Raw genomic sequence first — 14,461 nt, 5'->3', positions numbered from 1 at the left:
TTCGCCACCGCGGCAGTATCCACCGCGGCCATCGATCCATCAGACATCAGATGCTGCTCCTTGATCAGGAGTTACACCGTTCGTCTTACAGTCCCTCGGGTGTCCGGTTCCGGGGTGTGGTCGGGGGTACCCGGTCGGCGGAATGATGCGGGGCTCGGGGTGGTTACATCACGTGGACGATCGAGTAGGACCGCGTGGGCTTCGGCCGCCGTGGTGGTGGGCCGGAATGATGCCGGCCGGTCGGTCGTTACATCTGGACCCGGCGCCGTGAGGCAGTCCCCCCGCCCCGGCCGGGTTGTTTTCCCCCAAGGTTTTGAGCGCCTCGGATGGTGCTTGCACCACTGCCGTCCCCCCTTGTGGCGTGGTGCCAATCCCCCGAATGGAGCTTCCGTCATGAACACGATCTTTCGTAAGAGCGTTCTGGGTGTTGCTGGTCTGGCGTTCGCCGGTGGCATGGTCGCCGGCCCGCTGAACCACGACACCACCGCCGCGATGGCGACCAACCCGGCCGCCGTCAGCGTGCAGGCCGACAAGCCCGACATGGGCAAGCTGATTCCGCACGGTGTGCAGGGTGGCCAGTCGCGGATCGACCTGACCGACGAGCAGGTCGCGAACGTCAAGGCGATCATCGCGGCGACGAAGAAGGCCGGCATGGACGAGCGGGCCGCCGTGGTGGCGATCGGTACCGCGTTGCAGGAGTCGAAGCTGGAGAACCTGGGTCATCTGGGTGAGCGCAACGACCACGACTCGCAGGGCCTGTTCCAGCAGCGCCCCTCCAGCGGGTGGGGCACGGTCGAGCAGATCACCGACCCGCAGTACTCCACCACCGCGTTCCTCAAGGGCCTCAAGCAGGTCGACGGGTGGCAGGACATGCCGCTGACCGTGGCCGCGCAGACCGTGCAGGTCTCGGCCTACCCCGACCACTACGCCCAGTGGGAGCAGCAGGCCGCCGACCTCGTCGCCGAGCACTGGAACAGCTGACCACAGACCTTCCTCACAGGGGGAAATGAAAGCCGCTGGCCGGCACCCGAACCCGGGTGCCGGCCAGCGGCGTTCAAACGCGGAAGCCCGCCGCCCGGGCCGCCTCGCGCTCGCGGCGACGGTCGGCTCGGCGCCGGAGGAACCAGAAGACGAAGAGCACCAGGCCGAGCAGGAACGCCAGTACGAGGACCGGTAGCAGGATCGCGACCACCGACATCACCACGCTGGTGGCGTCCTCGGCCGTACTCGCCACCGGCGCGCCCACCCCGGCGGTGGTCGCGTTGACGACCGGGCGGGCCGCCGACTTGAGCAGGTGTACGCCTAGTGCGATAAGCACACCGGTCACCACCGGCAGCCACTGGTTCGAGGAGAAGAAGCTCGCCGGGTCGCTCACCGTGACCGTCTCGGACGTCGCGCCGGCACCGAAGGCGAGACCGCCCGCAGTCGGCCGGACCACCGTCTGCACCACATCGTTGACGTGGTCGACCACCGGAACCTTGTCGGCGACCATTTCGACGGCGAGCAGCACGGCCAGGATGGCCAGCACCCAGCCGTTGCCGAGCCACTGCCAGCCCGACGGCAGGTCGATCACGTCGGTGTAGCGGGCGAGCAGGCCCATGGTGAGCAGCGGGATGTACGCGTTCAGGCCCGCCGAGGCGGCGAGGCCCGTACCGGTGAGCACTTCGAGCACCGTCTCAGCATCGCACCGGCGCGCCAGTGGCGCTCGGTGGCGCGGGGCCGCTCCTCCGCTACCCTCGTCGGGTGCGGTTGGTGATTGCGAAGTGCTCGGTGGACTACGTCGGACGGCTCTCGGCCCACCTGCCGCCGGCCACCCGGCTGCTGATGGTGAAGGCGGACGGGTCGGTGTCGATCCACGCGGACGACCGGGCGTACAAGCCGCTCAACTGGATGAGCCCACCGTGCCGGCTGGAGGAGGCACCGGGCGTCTGGCGGGTGGTCAACAAGGCCGGCGAGGAGTTGCGCATCACCCTGGAGGAGATCTTCCAGGACACGTCGTACGACCTGGGTGTCGACCCGGGGCTGCGCAAGGACGGGGTGGAGGCGCACCTCCAGGAGCTGCTCGCGGCCAACCCGGAGACGCTGGGGGAGGGCTTCACGCTGGTCCGCCGGGAGTACATGACGGCGATCGGCCCGGTCGACCTGCTCTGCCGGGACGCGGACAACGCGGCCGTCGCCGTCGAGGTGAAGCGGCGCGGTGAGATCGACGGCGTGGAGCAGCTCACCCGGTACCTGGAGCTGATGAACCGCGACCCGCTGCTCGCCCCGGTGCGCGGCGTCTTCGCGGCGCAGGAGATCAAGCCGCAGGCCCGCGTCCTCGCCACCGACCGGGGGATCCGCTGCGTGGTGGTCGACTACGACAAGCTGCGCGGTATCGAGCGTGACGAGCTGACCCTGTTCTGACCGGCCCGGGGCGTCAGCGGCCGTACATCATCTTGACGACCTTGACCAGCCGGGCGACGTCGGCTTCCGTGCGGTCGAAGGTCATCGCGGGCAGCAGCGAACGGGCCCGGCGGCGGGTGACGGCCTTGGCGTGGGCGAACTCGCGCAGCCCGTCCTCGCCGTGGATCCGCCCGAAGCCGGACTCGCCGACGCCCCCGAACGGCAGGGTGGACATCCCGGCGAAGGTCAGGGCCGAGTTCACCGAGGCCATCCCGGAGCGCAGGCGCGCGGCGACCGCCACGGCGCGGCGCCGGCCGAAGACCGAACCGCCCAGGCCGTACGGCAGGGCGTTGGCCCGGGCGACCGCCTCGTCGGCGTCGCGGACCGGGTTGATGGTCAGCGTGGGGCCGAAGGTCTCCTCGCGGACGGCGGCCGAGTCCTCGGGGACGTCCACCAGGACGGTCGGGTGCACGTACGGCGGCTGGACCGCGTCCGGGCCGCCCAGCACCGCACGGCCGCCCCGGGCGACGGCGTCGTCGATGTGCCGGCGGATCACGTCGAGCTGACTCGGCATGGTGATCGGACCGATGTCCGTGCCGTCCGCGCCGACGGTGAGCCGGCCGGCGCGCTGGACGACCTTGTCGACGAAGGCGTCGAAGACCGGTTCGACGACGTACACGCGCTCGATGCCGATGCAGGTCTGGCCCGCGTTGGTGAGCCCGCCCCAGACAGCCGCGTTGGCGGCGGCGTCCAGGTCGGCGTCCGTGTCGACGATCATCGCGTCCTTGCCGCCGGCCTCGATGAGAACCGGGGTCAGCGACTCGGCGCAGGCCGCCATCACCCGCTTCGCGGTGGCCGTGGAGCCGGTGAAGGCCACCTTGTCGACGCCGGACCGGCAGAGCGCCGCCCCGACGTCGCCGAACCCGTGCACCGCGCTGAGCACCGGCTGTTCGCCGACGACCTCGGCGAACGTGTCGACCAGCCACTGGCCGACCGCCGGCGTGTACTCGCTGGGCTTGAACACCACCGTGTTGCCGGCGGCCAGGGCGTACGCGGTGGAGCCGATCGGGGTGAAGACGGGGTAGTTCCACGGGCCGATCACGCCGACCACGCCGAACGGCTGGTACTCCAGGTGGGCGGAGAACTCCGCCAGCACGAGGCGGGAGCGCACCCGGCGGGGGCCGAGCACCCGCCGGGCGTTGCGGGCGGCCCAGTCGACGTGCTCGACGGCGGTGACCACCTCGACGATGGCGTCGGCGACCGGCTTGCCGCCCTCGACGTGCACCAGCTCGGCGAGTTCCTCGATCCGTTTCGCCAGCAGGGCCCGCCAGCGCAGCAGCCGCTCCCGGCGGCCGTTGAAGCCGAGACCGGCCCACCAGGCGGCGGCGGCACGGGCCCGCGCGACGGCCGCCTCGACGTCGGCGGCGGTCGCGACCGGCAGCCGCCCGGCCTCCGCGCCGGTCGCCGGGCTCGTCGACACGAGCCGACCATCCTCGATCACCGGGGTGCCCGGGACACGCACAGCCGTCATGGCGGAAGTCTAGACCCGAGGATTACTCGCCGGTAGGGGTCCGCGAGCCGGGTCGGGGCGCGCGCCGGGTCGAGGCGCGCCGGGTCCCGGCGCGCCGCCGCGCCCCGAAACCCGCGGTGGGCGTTGAACACGACAGGGCCGCAGACCGTGTCATGGAGCGAGGAGTACGTAGGGTGGGGTGCACATCCGTCGATACCGGACGCCGGACACCGAACCACCGAACGGAAGGTGTCCGGCTGGCGACGGGGAGATGGCCGGCCGGGCGGTGAAGACAACTACGTTGTGATGGCAGGCTGACGCACGGGGTGACCGCGGGGTGGAGGGGCGGACTGTCCATGGAGGAGCATCCGGAGTTTCTGCCGTTGTTGACGGTGGCCGGTGGGCCGATGCGGGGGCTGAGCTTCCGACTCGGGCGGACCCGGTTGGTGGTCGGGCGGGCGCCGACGGCGGACGTCGTCGTGGCCGACCCGCACCTGAGCCGCCGGCACGTCGAGCTGTGGTTGGACCCGGAGGGCGCGTCGGTGCTCGACCTCGGCTCGACCAACGGCACCTGGCTCAACGACCGGCGGATCACCGGGGTGGAGCGGCTCGCCGACGGTGACGTGATCCGGATCGGCCGTACCGAACTCCGGGTCTACGACCCGGGCGTGGCCCGTACCGATCCGGTGGGGCTGACCTTCGCGCTGGGGCGGCGCGACCACCGGCCGACCCTGCCGCTGCCGATCGCCACCCCGGAGCGGGCCGTGCCCGCCGCCGTCGAGGCGAGTGCCCCGGACGCCGAGCGGGCCCTACCGGCGGCGGCGGAGCCGGTCGCCGCCGCCGCGGACGCCGTCCCCGCCTGAGCGGTCCGGCCGGGCAGGCGCCACCCACCGGGTGCGGGTGCGACGCACACGCGGGCCGGCCGACCCATGTCGGCCGGCGCCATGGACGAGCCGCGGGTGGCCTGGCAGCATGCCCCGGATGGAGACTCAGCAGCGGGTCGTGTCGGCCAACGGGATCACCCAGTCGGTGCGGGTGGCCGGGCCGCCGGACGGCGTACCGGTGCTGCTTGTCCACGGCAACTGCTCGTCGGCCCTGTTCTGGGAGCCGCTGGTCCGGCGGTTGCCGGACCACCTCCGGGTGGTCGCGCCGGACCTGCGCGGTTACGGGGAAACGGACACCGCGCCGGTCGACGCGACGCGCGGCCTGGCCGACTTCGCCGACGACGTCGCCGCCCTGCTCGGGGTGGAGGGGCTCTTCCCGGCCGGCGCGCGGCCGGTGGTCGTCGGTCACTCCCTGGGTGGCGGCGTGGCGATGCGGCTGCTCGTCGACCACCCGGACCGGGTGGCGGGGCTGCTGCTGGAGGCGCCCGTCTCGCCGTACGGCTTCGGGGGCACGCGGGGACCGGACGGCGCCCCGACCACGCCGGACTTCGCGGGCACCGGCGCCGGCACCGCGAACCGGGACTTCGTCCGGCGGCTGGCCGCGAAGGACCGCGGCGACGAGGGGCCGACGAGCCCGCGCAGCGTGCTGCGCAGCGCGTACGTGGCCGATCCGGCGGCGCTCGGCGACGACGAGGAACTGCTGCTGGACACCGTCCTGTCCACCGCGACCGGCGAGGACAACTACCCGGGAACGGCCGAGCCCTCCGCCAACTGGCCGGGGGCCGCCCCCGGCAGGCGGGGGGTGCTGAACGCCCTCGCACCTACCCACTTCCGGATCGCCGACGACCTGGTCGCCGTGCCGGCCAAGCCGCCGGTCACCTGGGTACGCGGCGACGCCGACGTGATCGTCAGCGACACCTCGCTGTTCGACCTGGCGTACCTCGGATCGCTGGGTGTGGTGCCCGGCTGGCCGGGGGAGGACGTTTGCCCACCGCAGCCGATGGTCGGGCAGACCCGGGCGGTGCTGGAGCGTTACGCGGCGGCCGGCGGGGCGTACCGGGAGGTGGTGTTTCCCGGCTGCGGTCACAGTCCGCACATCGAGCGGCCGGCCGAGTTCGCCGCCGAACTCCTCGCCCTGATCGACCGGCGCGGCTGACGCCGGGAACCCGGCCCGCGAGGCTCTGACCCGGGCCTCGCCACGGCCGCGATCCATCGACGGCGACGAGCCGTGAAATATCCCACGGCGCCTCGACAACCGTGCGTCACGTGGCAGACTCGCGCGCATAACCTTAGCGGCCGTTCATGTCGGCTGCGCGGAGCGAACCAGGGAGGCCGGTCGTGGCGCGCGAGTTCACCAGCGTGGGTGTGGTGGGTCTGGGCACCATGGGTGCCGGCATCGTCGAGGTCTTCGCCCGTAACGGCATCGACGTCGTCGCGGTCGAGGTCTCCGAGGCGGCGCTGGAGCGCGGCCGGGTCACGCTCACCGGCTCGACCGACCGGGCGGTGGCCAAGGGCAAGCTCGCGGCGGCCGACCGGGACGCGCTGCTCGCCCGGGTCGACTGGCAGGTCGGGCTGGACGCGCTGCACTCGGTGGACCTGGTGATCGAGGCCGTGCCCGAGCACCTCGACCTGAAGCAGCGGATCTTCGCCGAGCTGGACCGGGTCTGCAAGCCGGAGGCGATCCTCGCCACCAACACCTCGTCGCTCTCGGTCACCGAGATCTCGGTGGCCACCACCCGCCCGAACCAGGTCATCGGCATCCACTTCTTCAACCCGGCGCCAGTGATGAAGCTCGTGGAGATCGTCCGCACCGTGGTCACCTCGCCGGAGGTCGTCGCCGACGTGGAGGCGCTCTGCGACCGGCTGGGCAAGGTGGACGTGACGATCAGCGACCGGGCCGGCTTCATCGCCAACGCGCTGCTCTTCGGCTACCTCAACCACGCGGTCAGCATGCTCGAGTCGCGGTACGCGACCCGGGAGGACATCGACGCCGCGATGAAGCTGGGCTGCGGCCTCCCGATGGGCCCGCTCGCACTGATGGACCTGATCGGTCTGGACACCGCGTACGAGATCCTCGACACCATGTACCGGCGTGGCGGCCGGGACCGCCGGCACGCCCCGGTGCCGCTGATCAAGCAGATGGTCACCGCCGGGCTGCTCGGCCGGAAGTCCGGCCGCGGCTTCTACACCTACGAGCGGCCCGGCTCGCCGGTGGTCGTACCCGACGAGCAGACGCCGGTGGCCGCGGAGTCGGCGCTCGCCGACGGCGCCCGCGGGGTCTACGCCGAGGGCGGCCTCGGGAGCGCGAGGAGTGAGCTTGCGAGCCCCGCAGTCGCGACCAAGATCGGCATCGTCGGGTCCGGGACGATGGCCACCGGCATCATCGAGGTGTTCGCCAAGGCCGGGTACGAGGTGGTCTCGGTGACCCGGGGCGCGGAGAAGTCCGCGAAGGTCTTCGAGGCGGTCAAGACCTCGCTGAACAAGGGCGTGGTACGCGGCAAGCTCAGCGAGACCGACCGGGACTCGGCCCTGGGTCGGATCACCTGGTCCGCGACGCTGGAGCACCTCGCCGACGTCGACCTGGTGGTCGAGGCGGTCGTGGAGGAGCTGAGCGTCAAGAAGGCGCTGTTCGCGAGCCTCGACGAGATCTGCAAGCCGGGCGTGGTGCTCGCCACCACCACGTCGTCGCTTCCGGTGATCGACGTCGCGATGGCCACCCAGCGCCCCGCCGACGTGGTGGGCCTGCACTTCTTCAACCCCGCCCCGATCATGCCGCTGGTGGAGATCGTGCAGACGATCCGCACCTCGGGCGAGACCACCGCCACCGCGAAGGCGGTCTGCGCGAAGCTGGGCAAGACCGGCGTGGTCTGCGGCGACCGGTCCGGCTTCATCGTGAACGCGCTGCTCTTCCCGTACCTGAACGACGCGGTGCGGATGCTGGAGGCCAGCTACTCGACCGCCGACGACATCGACCACGCGATGAAGCTGGGCTGCGGCTACCCGATGGGCCCGTTCGAGCTGCTCGACGTGGTCGGCCTGGACGTGTCGCTGGCCATCCAGCGCGAGCTGTACCTGGAGCTGCGCGAGCCCGGTTTCGCGCCGGCGCCGCTGCTGGAGCACCTGGTCACCGCCGGGTACCTGGGCCGCAAGACGGGGCGCGGCTTCCGCGACCACACCCGCCGCTGAGGTGTAAGGAAGGGCCCCTTGTTAACGCCTGCGGTAGGTGAAGGGCCCCTTGTTAACGCTGCGGGGCATCGGGCCGGCGAGCGGGCTCCCGCCGGCCCGGCCGTACGCTGGGTGGCGTGAGCCCCCGCCGCAACCGACCCCGCAGGGACGAGACCGCGCACCTGGACTCCGAGCGCGCCCGCCAGGGCGTCGCCTCGGTGCAGCAGTGGCGGGACGGCGACTGGCAGGTCCGGGCCATCAGCGGCGGGGCGTCGGTCAAGACGTACCGCTGCCCCGGCTGCGACCAGGAGATCCGGCCGGGCGTGGCGCACGTGGTGGTCTGGCCGGCGGACGGGCGTGGTGACCTGACCGACCGGCGGCACTGGCACAGCGGCTGCTGGCGGGCCCGGGACCGGCGGGCGCCGATCGTGCAGCGCGGCCGCGGCGCTCCCCGCTACGGCTGAGCGGCGCGATCTGGGTCACCGTGTTCACGCCCGGACGGGCGGCCCGGCCGCCGGCGCGGGAGACTGTGGGGGTGAGCACTCCCATCCGCGCCTCGTCGATCCTGCCCGGCCACCGCGAGGAGATCGAGCTGCACACCGCTGACGGGCTGCGCCTGGTCGGCGAGGTCGCCCGACCGCTCGACCGGGAGCCGGTGGCCACGCTCGTCTGCCTGCACCCGCTGCCCACCCACGGCGGGATGATGGACAGCCACGTGTTCCGCAAGGCCGCGTGGCGCCTGCCGGCCCTGGCCGACCTGGCGGTGCTGCGGTTCAACACCCGGGGCACCACGAGCATGCGCGGCACCAGCGAGGGGTCGTTCGACAACGCGGTGGGCGAGCGGTACGACGTCGCCGCCGCCATCGAGTACGCGGAATTCCACGAGCTGCCGGGCATCTGGCTGCTGGGCTGGTCGTTCGGCACCGACCTGGTCCTGAAGTACGGCTGCGACCCCGCGGTGACCGGGGCGATCCTGCTCTCCCCGCCGTTGCGCTTCTCCACCCCGGACGACCTGGCCACCTGGGCGGCCTCGGGCCGGCCGGTCACCGCCCTGGTGCCGGAGTTCGACGACTACCTGCGGCCGGACGAGGCTCGGGAGCGGTTCGCCGCGATCCCGCAGGCCGAGGTGGTCGGGGTGCCCGGTGCCAAGCACCTGTGGGTCGGCGGCGCCGAGACCGTGCTCGACGAGATCGTCAAGCGGGTCAACCCGACCGCGCCGGTGCCGCTGCCGACGACCTGGGACGGCCCGATGGAGACCGGTGACGTGAGCGCCTACGCCGACCGTACTGTGGCGGCCTTCGCCGACCGCCCGGTGCCCGGTCCGGAGACCGACACCGCCTGACCGGCCCGGATCCGGTCAGCGCCGGTCCTGCCGGGGGAGGACCACCTCGCGCAGGATCAGCTGGATCGCCGCGACCGTGGGGATCGCGATGAGGGCACCGATGACGCCGACCAGCGCGACGCCGAGCAGCGCGGCGACCAGAGCGGCCACCTCGTTCACCTTGACCGACCGGCGCATGATCTTGGGGTAGATCAGGTAGTTCTCCAACTGCTGGTAGATCAGGAAGAACACCACGCACGCGATGCCCACCGGCAGGTCGGTGGCGAAGCCGACCAGACTCACGATCACCGCACCGAGGGTGGCGCCGATCTGCGGGATCAGGTCGGTCACCGCGACCACGACGGCGAGCGCGAAGGGGTACGGGAGCCCGGCGATCAACGCGAACACGAACGTGGTCGTGCCGGCGAGCACCGCGATGGTGAGCGCGCCGACCATGTACGCGCCGACCTTGGTGATGATCTCGTCGCCGATGAGCTGGACCCGCTGCCGCCGGGAGCGGGGGACGAGCGAGTACCCGAGGGACCGCAGCCGGTTGAAGTACGCCAGGAAGTAGATGGTGAGCACCAGCACGGTCAGGGTACGGAAGACGGTGCCGAACACGAGCTGGGCGCCGCCGAGCACCCCGCCGAGGGCCCGGCCGATCGTCTCGGCGTTGGCCGCGCTCCGCACGCGTTCCATCACGTCGTACCGCTCGACCAGGTCGTTCACCGTCTCGTTGCGCCGCAACGACTCCACATAGCTCGGCAACTGCTCGACGAACTGGCCGGACTGCGTGACGATCGGGGGCAGCAGGGCGACCGCGCCGCCACACAGCAGCAGCAGGACGGTCAGCGCCACGACCGTCACCGCCAGGCCGTGCGGCAACCCGAGCAGGCGTAGCCGCGCCACCGCCGGATAGAGCCCGACGGCGAGGAACAGCGCGATCACCACGAGGACGAGGATTCCGGCGGCGTTGCGCAGGCCCAGGAAGACCGCGTACGCCGCCAACGCGCCGAGGCCGCCGGTGAACCCGACCAGGAAGCTGCTGCGTCGCAGCGGTCGTCCCGGCATCCCGAACCGCCCCGACCCGTTGTCCGGCGGGTCGTCCGGACCGTTCGGGTCCTCCGGGACGGCCCGATCCGTGGTGTCGGCGGGTGTCGCGGCACGGCTGTCGGGCCGCCGCGGGTCCGCGGAGGCCCGCTGCTCCGGGTCGGTGGCGGCGTCCGTCGGCGACCGACTGTCGGACCGGGCTGCCGGCTCGTGTGGCTCCGGGTCGCCTCCTGCCACCGGACCTCCTGCGGATCACGCTCCGGCGACCGCCGGAGCCCGACACCGGCCCGCGAACGCGGGTCCACCGGGGAGCGTAGCGACCCCGCTCGGCCGCCGCGACCGCCACCGGCCGCGCGATCCACACGTGGCCGCCTCCCGCCGCGGGGCGGTGCCCGCCCGGCGGTGCCGGTCAGTCCTTCTCGACGACGACCTTGCTCGGCTTGGCGCTGCGCTCGTCGGTGGTGGGCTTCGCCGGCCGGTTGCCGTTCTCGCCGGTGCTGGTGATCTTCGTTGCGGCGGCGTCCCGGCCGCCCTCGCCGGGCACGGCGGCGACCGTCGGCTCGCCGTCGACTCCGGCGCTGGCGGACTCACCGTCCTTCGTGGTCACCGACTTCACCGCGCCCTTGGCCGAATCGTCGGTCGCCGGCTCGATGCGCCCCCGGGCCGGCTGACCGGCCGCGGCCGGCTCGACCTTACCGGAGCCGCGCCGGTCGCCGTCCGATTTCGTGGCCGAACCGGACCGGCCGTCGGTCCTCGCGCCCGTCGCGTCGGCGGTGGCCGGCGCCCCGACCGGCCGCTTGCCGTTGGCGGATCCCGAGCCGGACGGCGCCGTACCGTCGGGGGTCGCGGTGCCCGGCCGGCCGGGCGCGCCCGCCAGCTCCAGCCGCAGCTCCGCCACCTGCCGCTGCAGCTCGTCGGACTCCTGCCGCGACCGCCAGGTCTCCTGCCGCAGGTCGGCGAGCTGCTGCTGCGCCTGGGCGATCTCCAGCATCACCTGGGCGAGCTGCTGGCGACCGGCGGCCGCCTCCTGCTGGGTGGCGGCGAGGTGCTGCTGGGTGGTCGCCAACGCCTGCTGCGTCGTGGCGGCGTACTCCTCGAACTGCCGCCGGGACGTCGCGACGTGCTCGTCGGCCGCGCGGCGCTTCTCGGCGGCCTCCTCCTCGGCGCGGCCGAGCAGCGCCGCCGCCTCCTCCTCCGCGCGCTGGCGCATGGTCAGCGCGTCCTGCTCGGCGGACCGGCGGATCTCGGCCGCCGCACCCTCGATCTCGTTCTTCAGCGTGGCGTACTCGGACTCCAGTTGGGACTTTCGGGTCTCGAAGCCCGACTCCAGCTCGGCGCTGCGCGACTCGAAGCCGGACTCCAGCTCGGTCCGCCGGGCCGTGAACCCGGACTCCAGCTTCTGCTGGCGGGACGTGTGCTGCGTCTCCAGCTCGGCGTGCCGCGTCTTGTACTGCTTCTCCAGTTCGTCGCGGCGGCTGGCGAACTCCTGGTCGGCGGCGGCCCGGCGCTGAGCCAGCTCCCGGTCGGCCGCCTCGCGACGGCTGTTGACCTCCTTCTCGACACCCGCCCGCCAGGCGCCCAGCTCCTGCTGCGTCTGAGCGCGGGCGTGCTGCACGTACGCCTCGGTCTCGGTGCGCATCCGCTGGACGTACGCCTCGGTCTCGGCGCGCTGCCGCTTGGCCGCCTCGGCGGCCTGGGCGGTGAGCCGCTCGGCCTCCTGGCGGGCCTTGTTGCGGGTGGCCCGCCCGGCAGTGCTGGCGTCGTCGATGATCTGCTTGGCCTCCTGTTGCGCCTTGGCGTGGGTGGCGCGGCTCGCCTCCGTCGCCTGCTCAACGAGGCGCTTGGCCTCCTGGCGGGCCTTGGCGTGCACCTCCTTGGCGGCCTCCCGCAGCTCGGCGGCCTCCTGCTGGGCCTTGGCGTGCGCCTCGCGGGCCGACTCGCGCAGCTTCGCGGCCTCCTGCTGGGCCCGGGTGTGGATCTCCTTCGCGGTGTCGCGGAGCTGGGTGGCCTCCTGCTGGGCCTTCGCCAGCGCCTCCTGCGCGGTCCTGCGCAGCCGGGCGGCCTCCTCGGTCGCCGCCTTGACCGCGGCGTCCGCCTCGGCCTTCCGCGCGGCGGTGTGCCGCTCCTCCTCGGCGCGGCGGGCCGCCAGCGCGATCTCGAAGTCCTTGAGCGCCTTCGCGGCCTCCGCCCGGGCCTCGTCGATGATGTGCTCCGCGGCCGCCCGGCGGGCCTCGATCTCCTCGTTCGCCGAGGCGAGGATGTCCTCGGCCTGCTCCTCGGCGATCGTGAGGATCTGCTCCACGCGGGGACCCAGGTGGCGGAAGGACGCGCGGTCGACCACCCCGACCTGCTTGCGCACCTGGGCGAGGTCCCGCTGGAGCACCTCCACCTGGCCGGCCAGCTTGTGGATCTGTGTGTAGGCCTGTTCCCGTTCGGCTGTCAGGGCGGCGATCTCGTGCTCCGCACGAGCGACGTACCGGTCGACCTGTCGTTTCTCGTACCCCCGCAGAGCGGACTCGAAGCTTGGCTCCGTGGTCACGTCCCCGCCGAGAGCGAACAGTTCCTCGCCGTGCGACATGCCCCCATCCTCACACGCAACCGGCCCTCCTGGGGCGATACGGACGCGTCGGATGGAGCCGGTTCACCCGGGCGTCTTCCGCATACCGGGAAATGAGCACGGCGCGGGGTGGCACCGGTTACCCGGTGTCATCCCGCGCCGCGTGGTTCATGCCCCGGTCGGGCCGATCAGCTGGCCGCCTCGGCGGTTTCCCGCTTCTCGGTCTCCTCGGTCTTGACCTCCGCCTTCGCCACGTCCGCCACACCCGGCACGAGGCCGGCGAGGCCCGCGAGGCTGGAGCGGATCTGGACGAGCTGGGCGGTCACCGCGTCCTTCTGCCGGGTGAGGTCCTCGACCTCACGCGCGGCCGCCTGCGTGGTCAGCTCGGCCTCCGTGCGAGCCTCGGTCAGCAGGCGCTGCGCCTCGGCCTTCGCGTCGTTGAGGGTCTTCTCGGACAGTGCCCGGGCCTTGTCGACCGTCTCGTTGGCGGTGCGCTCGGACTCGATCCGGCGGGCCTCGGCGCGCTGCTCGATCTCCTTGGCCCGCTCCTGCGCGGCCCGTGCCCGATGCTCGGCCTCGTTGACCAGCTTCTGGGTCTGCGCGACCTGGGCGGCGTGCCGCTCCGACTCCTCGCGCTCGGCCTTCTCCCGCCGCTCGGCCAGCTGCAGCTCCAGGGCCTGCAGGTCCTTGTCCCGCTTGTCCCGCGCGTCGGTGAGCAGCTTGGTCGCCTCGGCGCGCTTCTCCTCGGCCTCCCGGGCGGCCTTCGCCCGCTGTTGGGTGATCTCCCGCTCAGCGGTGGCGCGGAGGGTGGCGACCTCCCGCTCGACGGTGGACTTCAGCTCCGCCACCTCGTGCGCGGTGACGGTACGCAGCTGCTTGGTCTCCCGGTCCGCGTCGGCGCGCAGCGTGTCGGCCTCCCGGCGGGCCTGGACGCGGACCTCGGCCGCCTCCCGCTCGGCGGCGGTGCGCACGTTGCCCGCCTCCCGTTCGGCGGTTGCCTTCATCGCCGCGGCCTCGGCACGGGCCTTGTCGGTGATCTCCCGCGCCTCGAGGCGGGCGGCGGAGAGGATGCCCTCGGACTCCCGCTTGGCGTCGTTGCGGTGGTCGTTGGCCTGCTCCTCGGCGAGCCGGAGGATCTGCTCGACCCGGGTGCCCAGGCCGGAGAGCGTGGGGCGGTTGTTCTCCTCGAGCTGCTTGTTGGTCTCGGCGAGCTTCTGCTCGAGCGCGGTCATCCGCTGCTCGGCCTGGCGGAGCCGGCGCTGCGCGTCGTTCATCCGCTGCTCAGCCTCGGCGCGGACCTGCTCGGTCTGCGTCAACCGGGCGGTGAGCCGGCCGATGAAGTCGTCGACCTGGCCGGTGTTGTAACCGCGCAGGCCGACGGTGAAATCGGGCTGGGTGTTCGCGTTATCGAAGAACGCAAGAGGGGAGGACTGCTGCTGGGGCATTGGGACATACTGGCAGACCCCCCGGGGGACTTCGCAAGAGCGTCCCGGACCTTTCGTGTCCTCATTACATGGTCAACTCGGCGAGGGCCCGCGGACCGGACCAAACGGCGATCTTGGCAGGTCCCGGACGCTGCGGAGAGCGTGCGG

12 protein-coding genes are annotated in these 14,461 nt (G+C 72.6%); 7 read left to right on the top strand and 5 right to left on the bottom strand.

Features of this window, described 5'->3' with window-relative positions:
- Positions 1 to 393 precede the first annotated feature (393 nt).
- Positions 394 to 981: a hypothetical protein gene (locus ABTW87_RS15805; RefSeq protein ID WP_350651526.1), complete on the top strand. Its 588-nt coding sequence runs from the start codon at positions 394 to 396 to the stop codon at positions 979 to 981.
- Positions 982 to 1,054: 73 nt separating this feature from the next.
- Here the strand turns inward: ABTW87_RS15805 and ABTW87_RS15800 are convergent, their stop codons facing one another.
- Complete coding sequence (locus ABTW87_RS15800; RefSeq protein ID WP_350651525.1) at positions 1,055 to 1,672, bottom strand: DUF4126 domain-containing protein; 618 nt, start codon at positions 1,670 to 1,672, stop codon at positions 1,055 to 1,057.
- 71 nt (positions 1,673 to 1,743) lie between these two features.
- On the opposite strand from ABTW87_RS15800, the gene nucS reads away from it, so the two are divergent.
- Positions 1,744 to 2,403, top strand: coding sequence for an endonuclease NucS (gene nucS, locus ABTW87_RS15795; protein ID WP_350651524.1), 660 nt, complete (start codon positions 1,744 to 1,746; stop codon positions 2,401 to 2,403).
- A 13-nt stretch (positions 2,404 to 2,416) separates the two neighbouring features.
- Here nucS and ABTW87_RS15790 read toward each other — a convergent pair whose 3' ends face one another.
- The gene (locus ABTW87_RS15790; RefSeq protein WP_350651523.1) at positions 2,417 to 3,913 is read right to left on the bottom strand and encodes an aldehyde dehydrogenase family protein; all 1,497 of its coding nucleotides are present in this window, start codon (positions 3,911 to 3,913) and stop codon (positions 2,417 to 2,419) included.
- A 335-nt stretch (positions 3,914 to 4,248) separates the two neighbouring features.
- Between ABTW87_RS15790 and ABTW87_RS15785 the strand changes: the two genes are divergently transcribed.
- The 5 genes from ABTW87_RS15785 (at position 4,249) to ABTW87_RS15765 (ending at position 9,283) form a co-directional block, all read left to right on the top strand.
- Positions 4,249 to 4,755 carry an FHA domain-containing protein gene (locus tag ABTW87_RS15785; RefSeq protein ID WP_350651522.1) on the top strand — a complete coding sequence of 169 codons (507 nt, stop codon included), beginning with the start codon at positions 4,249 to 4,251 and terminating at the stop codon, positions 4,753 to 4,755.
- A 109-nt stretch (positions 4,756 to 4,864) separates the two neighbouring features.
- A complete protein-coding gene (locus tag ABTW87_RS15780; RefSeq protein ID WP_502891591.1) occupies positions 4,865 to 5,932 on the top strand; it encodes an alpha/beta fold hydrolase in 1,068 nt (355 codons plus the stop codon).
- Positions 5,933 to 6,114: 182 nt separating this feature from the next.
- Positions 6,115 to 7,962 carry a 3-hydroxyacyl-CoA dehydrogenase family protein gene (locus ABTW87_RS15775; protein ID WP_350651520.1) on the top strand — a complete coding sequence of 616 codons (1,848 nt, stop codon included), beginning with the start codon at positions 6,115 to 6,117 and terminating at the stop codon, positions 7,960 to 7,962.
- A gap of 116 nt (positions 7,963 to 8,078) precedes the next feature.
- Positions 8,079 to 8,405 carry an Rv1322 family protein gene (locus tag ABTW87_RS15770; RefSeq protein ID WP_350651519.1) on the top strand — a complete coding sequence of 109 codons (327 nt, stop codon included), beginning with the start codon at positions 8,079 to 8,081 and terminating at the stop codon, positions 8,403 to 8,405.
- Between the two features lie 71 nt (positions 8,406 to 8,476).
- Positions 8,477 to 9,283, top strand: a complete 807-nt coding sequence (locus ABTW87_RS15765; protein ID WP_350651518.1) for an alpha/beta hydrolase — start codon at positions 8,477 to 8,479, stop codon at positions 9,281 to 9,283.
- Positions 9,284 to 9,298: 15 nt separating this feature from the next.
- On the opposite strand, the gene ABTW87_RS15760 is transcribed toward ABTW87_RS15765, so the two are convergent.
- The 3 genes from ABTW87_RS15760 to ABTW87_RS15750 all read right to left on the bottom strand — a co-directional run bounded on the left by ABTW87_RS15760 (position 9,299) and on the right by ABTW87_RS15750 (position 14,314).
- The gene (locus ABTW87_RS15760) at positions 9,299 to 10,549 is read right to left on the bottom strand and encodes an AI-2E family transporter (protein ID WP_350651517.1); all 1,251 of its coding nucleotides are present in this window, start codon (positions 10,547 to 10,549) and stop codon (positions 9,299 to 9,301) included.
- Positions 10,550 to 10,721: 172 nt separating this feature from the next.
- Entirely contained in the window at positions 10,722 to 12,890 is a 2,169-nt protein-coding gene (locus tag ABTW87_RS15755; protein ID WP_350651516.1) for a hypothetical protein, read from the bottom strand.
- A gap of 167 nt (positions 12,891 to 13,057) precedes the next feature.
- A complete protein-coding gene (locus ABTW87_RS15750) occupies positions 13,058 to 14,314 on the bottom strand; it encodes a DivIVA domain-containing protein (RefSeq protein ID WP_350651515.1) in 1,257 nt (418 codons plus the stop codon).
- Positions 14,315 to 14,461 lie beyond the last annotated feature (147 nt).

It is taken from the genome of Micromonospora sp. NPDC126480, assembly GCF_040302465.1.
In the GTDB taxonomy this organism is placed as follows: Bacteria; Actinomycetota; Actinomycetes; order Mycobacteriales; family Micromonosporaceae; genus Micromonospora.
The sequence above is the reverse complement of the archived record's forward strand: the minus strand, read 5'-3'. Positions and strand labels throughout refer to the sequence as shown.

What these genes read in the sequence shown, in the direction of transcription:
- ABTW87_RS15805 (WP_350651526.1), top strand. Translation starts at nt 394, where the DNA reads ATGAACACGATCTTTCGTAAGAGCGTTCTGGGTGTTGCTGGTCTGGCG.
- ABTW87_RS15790 (WP_350651523.1), bottom strand. Translation starts at nt 3,913, where the DNA reads ATGACGGCTGTGCGTGTCCCGGGCACCCCGGTGATCGAGGATGGTCGG.
- ABTW87_RS15785 (WP_350651522.1), top strand. Translation starts at nt 4,249, where the DNA reads ATGGAGGAGCATCCGGAGTTTCTGCCGTTGTTGACGGTGGCCGGTGGG.
- ABTW87_RS15780 (WP_502891591.1), top strand. Translation starts at nt 4,865, where the DNA reads ATGCCCCGGATGGAGACTCAGCAGCGGGTCGTGTCGGCCAACGGGATC.
- ABTW87_RS15755 (WP_350651516.1), bottom strand. Translation starts at nt 12,890, where the DNA reads ATGTCGCACGGCGAGGAACTGTTCGCTCTCGGCGGGGACGTGACCACG.
- ABTW87_RS15750 (WP_350651515.1), bottom strand. Translation starts at nt 14,314, where the DNA reads ATGCCCCAGCAGCAGTCCTCCCCTCTTGCGTTCTTCGATAACGCGAAC.